The sequence below is a fragment of the Mesorhizobium sp. M2E.F.Ca.ET.219.01.1.1 genome, assembly GCF_004016445.2.
Taxonomy (GTDB): domain Bacteria; phylum Pseudomonadota; class Alphaproteobacteria; order Rhizobiales; family Rhizobiaceae; genus Mesorhizobium.
Window position 1 is genome coordinate 55571 of sequence record NZ_SADT02000009.1, and the last position, 16880, is coordinate 72450.

General features: G+C 61.5%; 12 protein-coding genes. 6 read left to right on the forward strand and 6 right to left on the reverse strand.

Features of this window, described 5'->3' with window-relative positions; translation table 11 throughout:
- Both EN862_RS32960 and EN862_RS32965 read right to left on the reverse strand, forming a co-directional pair.
- A complete protein-coding gene (locus EN862_RS32960) occupies positions 1-4032 on the reverse strand; it encodes a TaqI-like C-terminal specificity domain-containing protein (RefSeq protein ID WP_127868761.1) in 4032 nt (1343 codons plus the stop codon).
- Positions 4029-7115 (reverse strand): helicase-related protein, encoded by a 3087-nt coding sequence (locus tag EN862_RS32965; RefSeq protein ID WP_245519798.1) that lies wholly within the window; start codon positions 7113-7115, stop codon positions 4029-4031. The genes EN862_RS32960 and EN862_RS32965 overlap by 4 nt, the downstream gene beginning before the upstream one ends.
- 543 nt (positions 7116-7658) lie before the next feature.
- Here EN862_RS32965 and EN862_RS32970 point away from each other — a divergent pair.
- Both EN862_RS32970 and EN862_RS32975 read left to right on the forward strand, forming a co-directional pair.
- Positions 7659-8237 carry a hypothetical protein gene (locus tag EN862_RS32970; RefSeq protein ID WP_127868762.1) on the forward strand — a complete coding sequence of 193 codons (579 nt, stop codon included), beginning with the start codon at positions 7659-7661 and terminating at the stop codon, positions 8235-8237.
- 22 nt (positions 8238-8259) lie between these two features.
- Positions 8260-9321 carry an ImmA/IrrE family metallo-endopeptidase gene (locus tag EN862_RS32975; RefSeq protein WP_210235698.1) on the forward strand — a complete coding sequence of 354 codons (1062 nt, stop codon included), beginning with the start codon at positions 8260-8262 and terminating at the stop codon, positions 9319-9321.
- A 143-nt stretch (positions 9322-9464) separates the two neighbouring features.
- On the opposite strand, the gene EN862_RS32980 is transcribed toward EN862_RS32975, so the two are convergent.
- The 3 genes from EN862_RS32980 to EN862_RS32990 all read right to left on the reverse strand — a co-directional run bounded on the left by EN862_RS32980 (position 9465) and on the right by EN862_RS32990 (position 11522).
- Positions 9465-10586: an RHE_PE00001 family protein gene (locus tag EN862_RS32980; RefSeq protein ID WP_127868764.1), complete on the reverse strand. Its 1122-nt coding sequence runs from the start codon at positions 10584-10586 to the stop codon at positions 9465-9467.
- Positions 10587-10810: 224 nt separating this feature from the next.
- Positions 10811-11242 (reverse strand): plasmid maintenance toxin (PemK-like), encoded by a 432-nt coding sequence (locus tag EN862_RS32985; RefSeq protein ID WP_127868765.1) that lies wholly within the window; start codon positions 11240-11242, stop codon positions 10811-10813.
- Positions 11229-11522, reverse strand: a complete 294-nt coding sequence (locus EN862_RS32990; RefSeq protein WP_127868766.1) for a type II toxin-antitoxin system Phd/YefM family antitoxin — start codon at positions 11520-11522, stop codon at positions 11229-11231. The genes EN862_RS32985 and EN862_RS32990 overlap by 14 nt, the downstream gene beginning before the upstream one ends.
- An 83-nt stretch (positions 11523-11605) precedes the next feature.
- Between EN862_RS32990 and EN862_RS32995 the strand changes: the two genes are divergently transcribed.
- From EN862_RS32995 to EN862_RS33010, 4 genes are all read left to right on the forward strand, one after another.
- On the forward strand, positions 11606-12778 hold the full coding sequence (locus EN862_RS32995; RefSeq protein ID WP_127868767.1) for a site-specific integrase: 1173 nt from the start codon (positions 11606-11608) through the stop codon (positions 12776-12778).
- A 192-nt stretch (positions 12779-12970) separates the two neighbouring features.
- Entirely contained in the window at positions 12971-13165 is a 195-nt protein-coding gene (locus EN862_RS33000) for a DUF6494 family protein (protein WP_127868768.1), read from the forward strand.
- A 254-nt stretch (positions 13166-13419) separates the two neighbouring features.
- Positions 13420-14586, forward strand: coding sequence for an adenylate/guanylate cyclase domain-containing protein (locus EN862_RS33005; protein WP_127868769.1), 1167 nt, complete (start codon positions 13420-13422; stop codon positions 14584-14586).
- A 293-nt stretch (positions 14587-14879) separates the two neighbouring features.
- Positions 14880-15554, forward strand: coding sequence for a protein-L-isoaspartate(D-aspartate) O-methyltransferase (locus EN862_RS33010; protein WP_127868770.1), 675 nt, complete (start codon positions 14880-14882; stop codon positions 15552-15554).
- 56 nt (positions 15555-15610) lie between these two features.
- On the opposite strand, the gene repC is transcribed toward EN862_RS33010, so the two are convergent.
- The gene (gene repC / locus EN862_RS33015; RefSeq protein ID WP_127868771.1) at positions 15611-16816 is read right to left on the reverse strand and encodes a plasmid replication protein RepC; all 1206 of its coding nucleotides are present in this window, start codon (positions 16814-16816) and stop codon (positions 15611-15613) included.
- Positions 16817-16880 lie beyond the last annotated feature (64 nt).

Consider the following 16880-nt stretch of genomic DNA (forward strand, 5'->3'; position numbering starts at 1 on the left):
TCACGTCCGTCCTTCGATGATCCTGACCGCCTCGATGGATTGCAGGTCGAAGAGGGTGGCGTAGAGCGGATGGGCGGGGTCGGCGAGGCAGCGGGACCATTCGTCGGCGGCGCGAGCGAGCGCGGGGCCTTCGAGTTTCGCGAGGTTCATCAACCCCGCCTCGCGCGCGGCGGCGAAGGGGCGCAGGTTTCCCGCGTGCAACTCGTCAGCAAAAAAAAGTTCGTAAACGAAGGCGTTGATTAGCGCTTCGAGACGCAGGCGGTCGGCCCCGGCAACCAAAGCGCTCACAGCGGCCACCAGGAGTTCCTTTTCCTTCTCGCCGCAGAGAGGAATCGGAAGACTGAGGAGCGCCGCGGGCTGGACCTCATAAAATCCGCCTTCTTTGTCTGCGAAGACCCGCTTCGCTACGTAGTGTAGAGTACTGGAGTTTAGAACTCCTGTAACGAACTCTGTCTCTTTCGCCTCAAAACAGTATGCGGTGTTGGCAAGGTATGACTTCTCGAAATCAATTGAAAAATTCGGCTTGTCCGTAACTTTGTTGGAGACGATCTTCCTTTTCTCGAATATCGGCCAATATGCGACGTTGTCTTGTATCTCAAACCACTCGTAGCTTCCGGGCTTGCGGCCGGACCAAGCACCGACCCAGTCTTTTGGTTTCGGCATCAGCCGGTCCCGGAATTGAGAAAGATGTCGTTCGATCGCGGGATAGTCCCTGAGTCGAATACCCCGTCGAGTGAAGATTATCCACCTATTCGCCGTTGGAGTAGTCCAGCGCGACAGGTCCTTCCCTTTCAACAAGGGCTTTATGAGATCGCTTGAAGAGTCGTCCTCTTTGAGTAGGGCTAGTCGTTCCGCCTCATTTAGCTCGAAGGCGTCGTTATATCCGGTCGTAATTCCACGGTATACGGTATCGACTGTAAAGTCCTGGACCGTGAACGGATTTGTTCGAAGGCGTGCCAGAATTTTGCCGGACGAGCGCGGGATGAACTGCCAATCAGAACCATCAGCCAACTCGGTCTGAGGCACTTCAAAGGCTTCAGCCGTGAACCGTTCGGGGAAGCTCTTGACTGATTCCTTGGGGTCTTCGTCCTCGACCGGGGTCCAGTTGAGCGCCCGGACGCTTTCATTCGGGCTGGGCTTGCCCGGTGCGGCTTTCCGCGTGCCGATGAGGATGGTCGGATAGGCGATCGCCTCGAACACAGGCGCATCACCAAATTCGACGATCTTCAGAATACGCGCGTTGGTGGCAAGCCACTCACGAAGGCCCTTCCCATAAGGCAGTCGATACCACTTGTTCGAAGTGATAAAGGCGAGCGCTCCCTGGGGCTTGAGCAGCCGCAATGCACGTTCGTAGAAATAGACATAGATGTCGGCGGTGCCAGCGAAAGTCTTGTAATCGATCTTGAGCTGGGCCTTGGCGATGACGGGCCGATCGTTGATGCGAAAACTCTCGATCTTTTCCTGCCGGATATAGGGCGGATTAGCGAAGGCGATATCGAACCAGCCTTCGTTGGCCGTGGCATCGAGTCCGAACATCCATTCGCCATCGAAGAAGGGCGCGAAGGCGTTGGGATCGAACGGGTCCCAAGCCGCGAGTTTCCTGGCATCGTCGCCGACGAAGGCATGGTCTCGGGTCACCTCGTCGGCGATTTCCGCACGCAACAGCTTAATCCTGCGCTGCTCCCGCCGTTTGGCCGCTCCGTTGGCTGCGGCGAAGAAGGCGCGGTTGGCCTCGCGCAGCGCCCGCTGCTTCTTGAGCAAGTCCTGGCTCACCAGCCTCACCTGACCGTGACGGTGCAGCGGGGTCAACGCGTTGGCGGCGACGAACTTGGCTTCGAGGTTGGGCAATGGCGTGATGCCGCGATTTTGGCGGTCAGGATTCTCCTTCTGCTCGACCGCCAGGCTGATGAAGCAGCGCAGCTTGGCGATCTGCACGGCGATCGGCTGAATATCCACGCCATGCAGGCAGCGGTCGATCAGGAACAGCTTGCGGGTGTAATCGGGATAGTGGCCACTCTCGAATTTGGCGTCGAATTCGGCGAGAGCAGCTTCGGCCTTCTCGATCTCGGCGGCGCGTTCATTGGCGGCGGGAATGGCCTCGGCCTCGGCCAGACGGCGCTCGTAGTAGAGCCGGTTGCGCGCCTTCCATTTTTCTCCGCCGGGATCCAGCACGTCGAGCATGTGGACCAGCTTCTGTAGTAGGCCGAGCGGGAAGGCACCCGACCCTACGGCAGGATCGATTGCCTTGCAGCTTTCGATGGCAGCGATCAGGGCGTCCACTTGCGCGCGGCTCAAGTCGTGCGAGCGGCTGGCGAAGCTGAGCAGGGCGCGAAGGCGAGCCTCGTCTTTCCCTGAAAGTCCCGAGGATGGTGTGCGCGGAGGGCTCTTGAGGTCAAGCTCGCCCGGCATAGTACCGAAGTCGAGCCCCTGCGCACCCGGACGCGCGGCATTGAGGTCCAGTTCGCTCGGCAGCTTCGGCAGCAGCCAGGCGACCAGCGCCTCGTCAACCATGAAATCGACCACCTCACGAGGCGTGTAGAAGCTACCGGACTTGTTTCGGGCGGTGGTCTTGGTGTCCTCATTGTAGGAGGCGAGCAGGTTCTCGAACACCTTGCCCAGCAGCTCGGGATCGAGGGCGGCTTCCTCCTCAAGTGGTGTGTTCTCCTCAACGGTGAACTTGTAGCGCTCAAACAGGTCGATCAGGCCGGGCACGTCGCGCCGTGCCTTGGCCTTCTCGAACCATCCGGACAGGTCGACCCCTTTTGCCCCGCCGAAGAACAGGGCGTTAGGCAGTCGCGGCTGCTTGTCCGGCTGATCGGAAAACCCGTCGATGCGCAGAATCAGCCGTCCACGCTCTTGCTCAGCGTGACCCGCACGCGGATCGTCGCTGGCAATTTCGGTATCCAAGCATTCGAAAAGGCCGCCGTTGAGGAAGGGCACGCTATCGAATACTTCAAGCGCCTTGTCAGGTTCGGCGAATAGGGCGGCGTGGCGATAGACATGGTGGCCGAGGTAGTCCTTCGATTGCCCGCCCTCGTCCTGCCGCCAGCGCCGGTTATCCTTACCCATCTCGGTGTTGAGGGTGGCGAAGAACAGATTCTGGAGGATGGCGAGGTAATAACCATGGCCGGTGGGGCTGGCGGCGGGCGGCTCCTTCAGCAGCTTCGCCAACGCGCCAGCGTCGAACAGGGCCTCGGGAACTAGACCCTTCTCCTTGATGAACCAGACGAACATGAGCCTCGTGAGCAGGCGGATCAGCGCGATTTCCTTGGCGCCCTCGCCGGCGCCCTGTCCCTTGGAGAAGACGAGCGGGGCGCTGGTGCTCGCCCAGGCGAACCAGTCGGCCAGTTCCTCATAGAAGCGCTTATTGAGTTCGGCGGCCGACAGCGTCTCCAGCCATAGATCATAGAGCGCGCGGAAATCTGACGGAGCCCTACGCCGAGCGAGCGACGCGAGCGAGAGGTCGGCCAGGATTTCAATATGGGCGCGGTGGGGCTTGGCGATGTCGATGTCCTTGATCAGGCTGATCCGGCCGCCGACCACGTCGCGGGAAGCGTCGCGTCGGTTGGCGCGACGGTCAATCACGGTCAGCGTCGCTCGCTTGCCATGACGAAACAGCACGATCGCGGGCATAGCGAACCCGCGATTGAGCGCTCGCACTATCGCAACGAGCTGGCGACGCGACCAACCGCCATTATCGAGGTCGATGGCGAGGAAGACGAAGGAGTCGATCGCACTGCGCTGGAATCTCTCACCAGTGGCCGGATCGCCGCCTCGCGACAGCGCCGGCAGTTCGTCGCCGGTGAGTTGGAACAGGAAATGAACAGCGCGCCAACGGCCCGTCTCGAAACGCGCCGTGTCCATGCCGAGCGCGGCGAGGAACCGGGTCGGTGCAGCGGGCGCGTCAAGCGTCTTGGGGCTGCGATAGCCCATAGAGTCGAGCAGTGTCCGACCCGCGTCAGCGAGATCCGCGCCAGCCAGCCCGGAAACCGCGTGGCGGATCGCAGAGAGACGTTCAGGAGCGTGGCTCATGCTGCCCCCACCGCAGGCCGAACGATCAGCCAGGTGATGAGATCATACTCGAGGCTGGCGCGGGCTTGCCCACTCCCGTCTGGCACGCGCGCGCCGCGCGAGCCCGCGAGCGCTGCCAAGGTTCGCGCCGCCGAGGTTTCGCCAATCGAGGCGACGGCGGCGCGGATCAACCCATCATACCGTTCCATCTGCTCACCATGATTGGTCTCGTCGTCGAAGGCGTTGCACAGCGCTTCGAAAGGCTCGCCATGCCCCAGGCAGAGCGCTCGATACGCTTCCAGGATTGGCTTAGGCTGGCCGAAGCCGAGACGCACCGAGCCATCATCCTTCAGATGGACAAGATAGTGGGGATCGAGCGGGTTGATCTTCGCCTGTTCGGGGTTCGGGTCGGGTGGGCGACGACGGAGACAGAAGATCACGCCGGGATCGATGGCACCGTCGTCGACCTCATTGGGCACTAGCGCGTGCAGCCCTAGAGGCGCGTCGCGCAGCGCCTGCTCGTTGGCGCGCGCGAAGCCAAGCAGGTCGGCACGGAAGTCGTCGAGCGCGAAATCGGCGAGCGTCACGCCGCCTCCTGTTTCCTCCAGGTCGAATATTTCATCCTTCAGTCGTAGAAGTTGCTCGTCGCGCCAGCGCGCGTCGCCATCGGCCTGGGCACGTGCATTGAGCAGATCGTCGTCGCCCGTCGCTGAAAGATCGACCAGCGCCAAGCGGGCCTCCACTCGATCCTTGAGGCGCAGGTATTTGTTGAGGTCCTCGGTTGGCCAGAAATTGACCATGCGGATCGAAGCGTTGCGGCTGCCGATGCGGTCGATCCGCCCGAAGCGCTGGATGAGGCGCACGGGATTCCAATGGATATCCACATTCACCAATAGGTCGGCATCCTGGAGATTCTGGCCCTCAGAAATGCAGTCCGTGGCGATCAGCAAATCGATTTCGCCGTCAGTCTTAGCGCCTCGCATCGACGCGCGGCGCTTGGCGCGCGGCGCGAAGTTGACCAGCACGTCCTGAAAGCGCGCCCGGCCGAAGGTTGCCTTGCAGCCGTCTCCCGTCACAAGCGCCGCTTCCAGCCCACATTCACCCGCAAGCGGAAGCAGTTCCTGGTAGAGATAGCGGGCGGTGTCAGTGAAGGCCGTGAACAGAATGATCTTGTGGTTGGCTTCGCCATCGCGATTGGTGGTTGGCTTGGTGGACTTGGCGCGAATGATGTCCTTGAGCCGGTCCAGCTTCGCGTCGCGTTCGGGCGTGACCTTGCGCGCTTCGTCGGTGAGAGCGCAGATCCGCTCGCGGTCGCGCGTCAGTGCCGCTTTCCACGCCGCCCTATCGATGTGGGAGAGTTTGTATTTCAGCGCGCCGCCGACCTCGAAGGCTTCTTCCAACTCATCGTCCAGCTCGGTCTCTTCCGGCACCGGCGTGTCGATGGCCGCCGTCGCATCAAAATCATCGAGATCGTCGAGCCGCTGGTCGATGCGGTCGATCATGCGGTCCATCGTTTGACGGAACGAGCTCACGGAGCTTTCCAGTCGCTTGAGGAAGCCGACCTTCATCATCGCTATGAGGTATTTCTCGCGATTGGCCTGGTCGAAATTGCCGCCCTTGTCATAGAGGGCGCGATACTCTGGAAGCACGAAGGTCAGCGGGCCATAGAGCGCCAGTTCCAGCTTGCTGATTGCTGCATCTACCTCTTCGAACGCCGGAAAACCGCCTTGGCTGTCGATGCTAGCGAAGATGGATTCGGGCGTGGTCCGCTTCGGGAACCCGCCGATTTCCTCCATCGAGGCGGCGTAGTGGCGCTCGACGTGTTTGCGTGAGCGCGCAATCGTCACGCCATCCAGCAGGCCGAACAGGGCAGGTGGCAGCTTGTTCAGCAGTTCGCCGGCATCGCGGCTGCCGCTCTTCGCCCAGTCGGCAAAGCGTCGGCGCGCGCCGCCGATCAGCATGCCGAGGTTGGGCACGCCTAAGTCCGTAAAACCGTCACCCCTGTCGGCGGAGATTAAGTCGAGTTGTGCTTTGAGGTCGCTCAGATCGTTGTTCACCGGCGTAGCCGAGAGCAGCAGGACCTTGGTCCGGAGACCGGCCTTAATGACATCGTCCATCAGCCGCTCGTAGCGGCTGCGGCGTCCGCCTGCGGTCCTGTTCCGGGATGCGCTTCGGAAATTATGGGATTCGTCGATGACGACCAGATCGTAATTGCCCCACTCGATCCGCGCGAGGTCGATGTCGCCAACCTTACCCTTCTCCCGCGAAAGATCGGTATGGGACAGAACAGTGTAACCGAACCTGTCCTCGCGCAAAGCGTTCATCTCGCTGTTGTTAGTGGCGAGATAATCGGTCCAGTTTTCGCGTAGCTTCTTCGGACACAGCACGAGCACGTTCTTGTTGCGCTTCTCGAACCATTTGATGACAGCCAAGGCGGTGAAGGTTTTGCCCAAGCCTACGCTGTCGGCGAGGATGCAGCCGCCGTGTTTTTCGATCTTGGCGAGCACCGCGCGTAGGCCGTCGCGCTGAAAATCGAACAACGCGCGCCAGATTGCAGTTTGCTCGAATGCTGTTTGCTGGATTAGCGCTTCTTCCGCTGCCTGGTTGGTCAAAAAGTCGCCGAACAGATGGAGCAGCGTCTTGAAATAGACTAACTGGGGAGCGGCATGAGCATAGCTGGCTTCGAGCGCGCGCAGCACTTCCTCGCGCACGTCCTCGGTCAGGCCAGTGTCGCTCCAAAGCTCGTCGAACCAGGCCAGCAGATCCTCTCGGTCGCGATCGCTATCGACGATCAGATTGAGTTCGATGTTCGCCGAGTCGCTCAATCCGAGCCCGTTGATTGTGAAGTTCGAGCTGCCGAGCACGGCATGCGGGCGTCGTCCATCGTCGATGTGAATCAGCTTTCCGTGCAACAAGCCGGAACGCTTCACCGACCGTATTTCGACCCGGTCCCTGATCCATTGGGCGCAGCGCGATGCAGCGGCCCGCTGCCGGATTTGCTCGGTGAGATGCAGCCCAGACTCATCGAACGAGAAGGCGGGAGGGACGAGGCCTGCATTGTCCGCGTCCTTCAGGAATCTGGGCTCACCGAAGAGGAAACGCATCTGCCCAACGCTGTCTAACGTCGTCCGGAGACGATCATAAGCGAAGGTCGTAAAATAAGCTGAGACAACGGACAGGCGACTGTCCGGAACCGCGCGCTCAGTGATGAACTCGTGAACCTCTCCCCTTCCGCGGTTATCTCTGATGCCTGATCTACCTATCTTCACGCTGTCTCCTCATTTCAACGTCACTTTAATGCGACAGACGACGATAGTTCGAACATCGTGATGGACTTGAGTGAAGCAAGAACCCATCACTTTGCAACGAGTCCATAACACGGTGGAGTTTGCAAACCCCTAGGGGTTTTGGCATACCCTTGACTGGGTTCGCAACGACGATGATCGCGCAGGCATGTGCGTAACTTCTTTGCTAAAGGCGCTCGGCGCGAAGGGGCAGGAAGCAACGCAGAACATGGCGCCGGATTGGCGCGCCGAGATCACGTGGAAGGTGGCGGAAAAGATCGGCGATCATAGCTTGTGCATAAAAATCCTTGCATTTGGGAAATCGCCGTGCCAGCTTGACCGGCGATTAGCGGGGACGATTCGATGACCGAGCAGGAAACGGTTCGCACGATCCTTTCCAATTTCGAGTTCCGTTTGCACTCGATCCTGAAGAAAGCGTGGGACGAATGGTTGGAGATGCCTAAGAAGGGTGTTCTGTCCCCGCGGTCTCGCGCATCCATCCTGTTCGACTTCATTAAGAAGCTGGCTCTCGATGAGTTCGATGGCGATGCCGATATTCGCGTTCTGCCCAACGGGCAGACCGTGAAGTTCCTCTTCCACGATCAAGTTCTCATTCGCTTCAAGAAGGCCAACGCTAAGGGTATTGGTTCGAACATCGAGACCCAGGCGGTCCTTGAGTTTGTCGATCCCCAACTGGAAATCCCGAACCTGCTGCCTGAGATCTTCAAAGTGGAGGTTTGTTACACTCTCGACAAGCTCGCGACGAAGGTCGAAGCAGTGGCGGTGACCAAGCGCGACCGACATCGCAAGCTTTGGAGTTACCCGATTTCCGGTGGGGAAAGCGGCGTGGTCCTGCCGATGCCGACGCGCGCGCCGGACCCGGATACGCCCCCACTCGTCCGCCCCAGGAAGCCGACAGACAAACTCGAAACGGGCGATTAATCGCATGCCCGCCAACGGAGCAATGCTGCGCATCGCGCGGCAGCGAAAGGGATTCCAGCAGACCGAAGCCGCAGCTCGTCTCGGCATCGATCAATCGCTTTTGTCTCGGATCGAGAACGGCTTTGTCGAGCCGAGAGACGAAGTCGTATTGAGGGCCGAGACTGCATACGAACTGCCGAAGTCATTCTTCTTCCTGACCGATCCAGTCTATGGTGCGCCCGTAAGCGTCCATCCGATGTGGCGTCGGAAAGCGGATGTGACAGTTCGCGAGATGGACGCAATCGTTGCAGAACTGAACATCCGGATTATGCACCTGCGCCGCTTCCTCGACGGCGCTGAATATGCCCATGCCAATGATCTGCCACGTCTCGATATTGAGGACTATGGCGACCCTGAACACATAGCAGCGCTCGTACGCGCCCATTGGAAGGTTCCGCGTGGGCCAATCAAGGATTTGACGCTGCTTGTCGAGCGCGCCGGAGTGCTGGTCTCCCACTCTCAATTGGCCGGCGCCGCAGTCAGTGGGGTGACTTTTGCGACACCGGGTCTCCCGCCGCTGATTGTTCTAAATAGCGAACAGCCAGCGGATCGCCTTCGGTTCACGCTCGCTCATGAGCTTGGACATCTCGTCATGCACCGCTTTCCATCTCCCACAATGGAGGAGGAGGCCAACGTATTCGCGTCGGCACTCTTGATGCCGGCGTCGGACATTCGGCCGTATTTTGTGGGGCGGCGCGTCGACCTCGCGTTGTTGGCCGCCCTGAAGCCCGAATGGAAGGTGGCAATGCAGGCCCTGCTCATGCGCGCCAGTTCACTGAACCTCGTGACCAAGAACCAGGCACAGTATCTATGGAAACAAATCAGCGCGCGACGGCTGCGGCTTCGTGAGCCGCCCGAACTGGACTTTGAACCAGAACGCCCGACTGTTGTCGCAACGATGCTACGTGTTCATCTTGATGCGCTTGGCTATTCCCGCAAAGAGGTGGCCCAATTGCTTCATACGCGTGAAAATGGCCTGACTGAGTTCTACGATGCGCCGGACCCAGCGGAAACTCCAAAGCCCAAGTTCACCATTATGAGATGACCTTTCGTACTTGCCACGGTCGTGCGCCTGCGGTCTTCCCGGGCCGACGCTTGCGGCTTCCCGCCTGAGTCATGAGAAGTCTCAGAGACCTCATCCACTACTCGCCTTCCTCTAGCTGGGCCTCCCTCACGAACACCTGCGGACTACACAATCCCCCACGCGCGAAACCTTCCCCTGCCCGTCATCTCGCGCAGGCCGAGTTCGCTGACAAGGTTGAGCGCACCCTGCTTCGAGACTTTAAGGCGGTCCTGGATCATGCCCGTGGAGACGAGTGGACGCGACATGACGAGTTCGGCCAAGCCTGGCAATTTCGAGCTGACGCGGCGCTCACGCAGCCGCCGCTCCATCTGGCTTTTTGCCAACACCAGGCGATCATGCTCCTTCAATCCCGCCAGCGCGGCCTCGTGTACGGCGTCGATGCAGGCCAATAGTCGGTCGTCGCGATTGCGGGCCCGCCGACGCTCTCTTGGAATATTCTTGGCGCCGAGATGCAGTGAGGCGAGGTGGCAGCCGGCGAGCCCTTCCTGCCTCAGGAGTGCCGAAACCAGCAACGGCCCCAGCCACGACGCATGCTGCAGCACGTCGATGCTGGACCATGTGTCGAACAGAACCGCCGCGCGCAGGATCACCGGCAGTTGGCGCGTTTCGCCGAGCACACCCTGCCACTCGGCCAGCCGGGCATCTTCGTCCCAGTCAAGATCGTAGACCAGAGCTGGACGAACGGCTTTTGGCGCCGCCTCCTTGCGAGCCGCTGCCGTTCCGCCTTCCAGCACCTTGGTCGACCGTTCCAGCACGGCGTCGATCGCCGCCAACTCTTGCGCCAGCGGATCCGGCTCGTCCGTGTCGATCGGCTCGTCAGCGCCAAGCGCTGGCACAAAACTCCCCTCCCCTTCCCGGCCTCCTTCTGCCGGCTCCACCGCGCCGCGGCCGGTGAGCTGGCGAAGGCCCTCGCGGCTCAGCGCCCAGTCCGGAGCGCGGGAACTAATTTGCCGTCTGGCGCGCAAAACCGCATGCGCGCGGGTGAGCTCGTGGGTCGGCGCTCGGACATCCATGTGCGCGTCGTGCAGCACCAGGTCCTCGAGGTGGACGAGCTCGCCCTCGAGCCAAAGTGCAGCGGTAGCGTCGGCAAAATTCTGCCGCTCGATCCAGCCCTCACGAATGGGAGAGCGGAACAGCCGCTCGTCGAGACGCGCCAACAGCTCGGTGGCGCGGGCAACCGGCCCGATGAGGGTTTCCACAGGCAGCTTGGCGATGTCGTAAGTCATTGATTTCACGATAGCTGATTCGCGATAGTCCAGCTATCTGCCATTTAACTTGACTTGCAGGTGGTTTCCACAGGCGGCTATCTCGCTATCGATAAGTCCCTCTTATCGATAGTGATGGATTCCGAGGCTTGAAATCGCTAGGATCGGTGCAAATGACGGCCGCAACGGCCCCAGAAACCCGACAGGAAGACGCCTCGATGGAGACCGCCCCTGCCCTAACGGCGTCACGCCGTGCGCGACGTGCTCGTGTGGGCCTGGCCCGTCGCGATGGCGACAAACCGGCGCTTGACCGCGGCAAACAACGCCGGCGGCAGTGGCCCGTAATAGCCGCTCTCCGTCTCCAGCGGCCGGATGTCGGGGCCCGGCCAGGCGAACCGGTTGCTTTCCGTCAAAACGATCCACGACCGCTCGCCGTCGAGCCGCAAGCGCAGCTTGACCGCAGCCGGGATTTCGATGGCATCACCGGCATCGGAAGGCGGCGTGTGGGTGATCGGCAGGACACGGACGACCGGCGAGCCGTCCTCCTGCATGGCGACCAGCGCCAGCACCAGGCAGGGCCGGTCCTTGTCGCCTTCTTCGCGGCCCTCGCGGTGCTGCCAATGCCAGAGATAGGAATAACGGAAGACGTGGCCGACCTTGATTTCAGCCGGCAGCATTTTTTGCCGTCAGGCCTTTTGCCCTGGGGAGCTCGTCGTTGAGATGGTCGAGACCTGGCTCCATTTCAGAGGCTTCGACCGCGGCGGTTTCGTCGGCGCTGAGCTCCGCTGTCAGCTCGACCCGCCGGTCGCGCTTCGACAGCCGAACAAAATCCTCGTAGGCCAGCAGCACGGTGCGCGGACGGCCGTTCTTGGTGATGATGACCGGATCGCGGACGGCGGCATCCTGATAGGCGCCGAAGTTTTTCGAAACGGCGGCGGCGGTGACGGTGGTGGTCATCGGCGAGACTCCTTTGTTCCGGAATATACGGGCTTTCCGGGCTTTCCACAAGTATCGGGTGCCAGCCAAATGGAAACGAGCCAGTGACAGGGCAGCTTGCCAAAACCAAGAATGCTGAAACCGTCGCGAGACGGGCCGAAGCCCTCGACGCGCTCGATTCCGTGCTGCCGTTCGACCGCCGCGATTTTCTGGCCGGGTTGCTGACTGACGACGACATCGAAACCCTGCGCCACCTCGCAAAAGAAGGGATCGGCGAGAATTCCCTGCGCGCGCTCGCCTCCGACCTCGGCTATCTGGAAGCCTGGTCGCTCGCCGCCACCGGACAGCCTCTCCCCTGGCCGGCGCCGGAGGTACTGCTGATCAAGTTCGTCGCCCACCACCTCTGGGACCCGGCCAAGCGCGAAACCGATCTGGCGCACGGCATGCCGCAAGACGTGGCAGGTGCCCTAAAGGAGCAAGGCCTGCTGCGCAGCGACGGTCCGCATGCGCCCGCGACGGTGCGCCGGCGGCTCTCGAGCTGGTCGACGCTGACGAAATGGAGGGGGCTCAAGGGAAGATTCAACGCGCCGGGGCTCCAGAGCGCCATCAAGATCGCAGTGCGCGCAAGCGCCCGGCCGCGCGGCCGCAAGAGCCGCAAGGCAGTGACCGCCGATATTCTCGCCACCCTGCTCAAGGCCTGCGCGGGCGATCGTCTGGTCGACGTCCGCGACCGCGCCCTGCTGCTCACCGCCTTTGCCTCCGGCGGCCGTCGTCGCAGCGAGGTCGCCCGCCTGCGTGCCGAGCAGCTCAGGGACGAAGATCCGGTCCCCGTCGACCCGAAGGATCCGGACAGCGAGAAACTGCCGTGCCTGTCGATCCACCTCGGACGCACCAAGACGACCCAAGCCGATACCGACGCCTTCGTGCTGCTCATCGGCCGGCCGGTTTCGACCATGAAAGACTGGCTCGCGCGGGCCGGGATCACCGAAGGCGCAGTATTCCGGGGAATCGACCGCTGGGGCAATCTCGAGCCGCGCGCTCTCACCCCCCAGGCCGTCAACCTCATCCTGAAACGCCGCGCCGCCGCGGCAGGCCTCGATGCGCAGCTGTTTTCCGCGCACGGCCTGCGCGCCGGCTACCTGACCGAAACCGCCCGCCGTGGCATCCCCCTCGTCGAAGCCATGCAGCAGTCGCAGCACCGATCCGTCCAGCAGGCTTCGCGCTACTACAACGACGCGGAACGGCAGCTGGGACGCGCGGCAAGGCTGATTGTCTGACGCATCTTCAGCCGTTCCTCTCGGGAACATTGCTGCCCGCATAAAGACGGCCCTGTGAGGCCGATCAAGTTCAAGGACCCGACGCCTCCTGCCGGCTCGGGATCTGTTTCTATGGGACCGAGCGTCACCATCCTGCTTCCTTGATCCCTTGCCTTCCCTTACAATCTCTTCCGGACACAGAGGAGTTCCGCCATGAGCGAAGACGCCTTCAACATGTCGATCCGCAAGTTCCTGAAGGAAGTCGGCGTCACCTCCCAGCGCAAGATCGAGGAGATGGTGCGTGAAGGGCAAATCGGCGGCGATAAGAAGTTGAACGTCCGCATGACATTGACGGCGGAAGGCACCGGCCTCAACCACGTGGTGGACGGCGAGATCGAACTTCCATAAGCCGGGCGAAGCGACCTAGACTAAGTTTAAGGGATAAACGTGCTCCCCAGACTGAGCAGGAAGGCGAGGTCAGCGTTTTCGTATCGACGAAGGCACCGGTGAGCGGCTGATTCTGCGACTGGTCATTCGGCGCGAAAGGCTGAGCAAGCGCAAGCTGAGCAGGAGCGGCCGCTCAGAGGGGGGCGTCGGAGTCGCGGCTGGCCAAGTTTGGCTTTGGCCGGATGTGGTGCTGGCCTAGAATAAAGGTTTCAGCGATGTCCGACTTGGAACACAATCGTCATGCAAAACAGGCCGAACTCATCACTTGGCTGATCGGACCGGCGCGGCGGGATTGTCCCCCCGAAGCGATCGTCGGCGGACTGTCGGAACGGCTGGTCGCAGCCGGGGTCGCGCTCAAACGCGTGCGTATCGGTCAGCGCCTTTCCAATCCGATGATCGGTGTGTGGGGCGTGATCTGGACCCGCGGCGAAGGCGCACTGCTCTATACGCGGCCGCGCACAACGCTCTCCACGTCGTCCTACTACGGTAGCCCGTTCCACGTGGTGATAGAACAGCGCCGCAGTGTGCGGCACTCACTCGAACACCTCGGGACGGACGCGCACGAGGTCTATGTCGATCTCGCCGAGGCGGGCAATACCGACTACCTGGCGGTGCCGATCGAATATGGGGACGGCTCCGTGCAGGGCGGCGCCTTCACGACCGACCGGCCGGGCGGCTTTACGCAAGCCGAGATCGCCCTGATCGAGAGCCTGGCGCCCGCGATTTCGGCCGCACTCGAACCGGCCGCCATGCGGCATTCCATGGAGAGCCTGCTGGAGGTCTATCTCGGCGCCGGGCCGGCGGGCCGCGTCGTCGGCGGGGCATTCCACCGCGGCGCCACCACGGAGCTCGAGGCGGCGGTGCTTCTCACCGACATCCGCGGATTCACAGGCCTCTCCGAACGGTTCGCGCCCGATGCGCTGCTGGAGAAAATGGGGACGCATTTCGAGATCGTGGTCGACGCCGTGCGCGCCGAGGGCGGCGACGTGCTGAAGTTCATCGGCGACAGTGTGCTGTCGATCTTTCCGACCGAGCAGGACGGACGCGGCGGCGCCTGCGGGCGCGCGGTGCGCGGCATCGAGCGGGCCTTCGACAAGGCTAAGACGACCCTGCCCGACCTGCCGTTCGTCGCGGCGCTGCATATCGGGCCGGTGGTCTACGGCAACATCGGCAGCGTCGACCGGCTTGACTTCACGGTGGTCGGCCCGACCGTCAACTTCGCCAGCCGGCTGGAAGGGATCGCCAAGACGCTCGATCGGCGGGCCGTGTGCTCGGCCGAGGTCGCGCGCTCGATGCCGGCGGATGCGGTGCGCAGCCTGGGCAGGCACGTGCTGAAGGGCTTTGCCGAGACGCAAGAGGTGTTTGAGCTGGTCACGGCTTGAGGCATTGGCGGCCAAGAAGCCGGAACTCGCTCGCGCCTGGATCTACGCCAGGCTGATCATCTTCCTGATCGCCGAACGCAGCGCCGGGCAAGTCCCCGACTCTTCCCCCTCTGGGCGCCAGCCGAACACCGCGAGTGCGCCGCCCCCGAATAGCTAACCAAGACGCAATCGCCCAACTCACCGCCACTCGTCGTGGGCCTCCCGCAACTAGAAACGATGGCGGGCGTTGCTGTGTTGCCACCGGATATAAGGCTACTGTGGCAGCAAGCCTGGTTGAGGAAACCCCGACCGTCATGAAGCCAATGACCGAAGAGCATCTCGCGGTACTACGCAGGCACATGGTCGAGATGATTGCGATCCATGCCGAACTTGCAAGCGAAGAACTCGGCAAGGCAACGCTCGATGAGCGGGTGATGACAGCGATGAGGCGGATGCCGCGGCATCTCTTCGTGCCAGCTGCGGTCGCGGCTTATGCCTATCAGGATATGCCGCTGCCGATCGGCTTTGATAAGACCGTCTCGCAGCCCTTCATCGTCGCTCTGATGACCGATCTCCTTGCGCCGCAACCATACGAGGCGGTGCTCGAGATCGGCACCGGCCTAGGCTATCAAACTGCAATCCTCGCGGAACTCGCCGGACAGGTTTGGAGCGTAGAAATCATCGAGGAATTCGCAGGTCATGCCGAGGCACTCCTGCAGGGTCTCGGCTTCTCCAATGTCGGCATTCGTGTCGGAGACGGGTCTCGCGGCTGGCCCGAGCACGCCCCATTCGACAAGGTCCTGGTTAGCGTGGCGGCTGAGCGGACACCGCCGGCTTTATTGAAGCAACTCAAGCCGGGAGGACGCCTGGTCCTGCCTTTAGGATCTAAAAATGCACAGCTTCTGACTGTCATCGATAAGGATGCGGCAGGGCAGCTCGAGACTCGGCAGATTATCCCTGTTCGGTTCAGCCAACTCGAAACGGCCTAATAAAGGTAAAGGTGCAGACGGCCGCGACGGAAGGTTCCCATCGTCACGCTAGCCAGTTACCCGGCCATCCTGGTTGGTGGCCCATTAGCTTTCAAAGCAGCCATCAGCATCGGCCCAACCGAAAACTCCCCTGCCTTAGCCTTATCGGTCAGCACTCGCAGATAGCCGCCCGCTGAATTGATGTGCTGCGCCCGTTGCAGAATGCAGGCGATCACCATTGCCGCAGTTTCCTGCCCCATCACATGGCAGGCGTCCTCGTATGCGGAAGGCGACACGCCGAGATAACCGCGCACCTGGGCCGCGGTGATCATTAAATCGCGCCAGTTGCCAATCCCGTCGACGGCGTAATCCGCAATTTCCGGGCAGGCCTTCAGCACAATCCCTAGTGGGTATGTTTTCGGGGGCTCTGCGGTCCTTGTCCTTGGCTCGACCGTCGACCCGCTTTTTTCGAAAGCAGGTTCAAATTCAAAAATAGAGTCGGTATTTGAATCAGATTGCTGCCGCTCGCTTTGAGAGTCATTGCCGCTCGGATTCGTGGATTCCATATGAATTTCCAACAGCTTATCCACTTCGTCATGCAACGCGGCTAGATCGGCTACGATCGGTTCAAGTTCGGCAATGCATGCACGGCGCGGAATTGCCTCCACAACGCTGCGGAAACGCTTCCACAAGCCTCCCCAGTCGCCCGGCACGTCTTCGTCTACGGCCGCCTCGATCAGCTTGTGGATATCCCGGCGGTGTAGCGTAATGCGTTCCCTCATAAGCCTGAGCGCCCTGTTGTCGGCGCGAACACACTCGGCCGCCGCCTCGAACTCGCAGGCACGGGCCAGCAACGGCGCCAGGGAGAAGCCAAATGCTTCCTCAATCTCCCCTCCTCTGCCCTTCCGCGCATAACGCTTGCCGTTCGGGCTATCCCGTCGGATGACTAGCCCGCAGTCCACAAGAGCCGCCAGGTGGCGCCTCACTGTGGCATCGGGCATTCCGTGCGCCCTGAGGGACAGCTGTGCGTTTGAGGGAAAGACGATGAGGCCGTTTTCCTCACTCAACTCACTGTCCGGATAGAATGATAGCAACGCATTCAGGACGGCCAGAGCGCGATCGCCGATGCCGACAATGCTCTTGCCCTCGCAGAGGTTACGATAGATCTGCCACTTGTCGACCACCCTGCCCTTGGGGATCTCGCGTGACTCGTTTTGCGCTGCCAGCATGGCAAGCGACATCGGCCGCCGCCCAAAGGGCGTCGTTGCAATACCCGTCTCCATTTCTTCCTTCGCCTTCTAATTAGGCAAAAGAAACCTGCTCGCCAAAACGACGCCTAGGACTCTT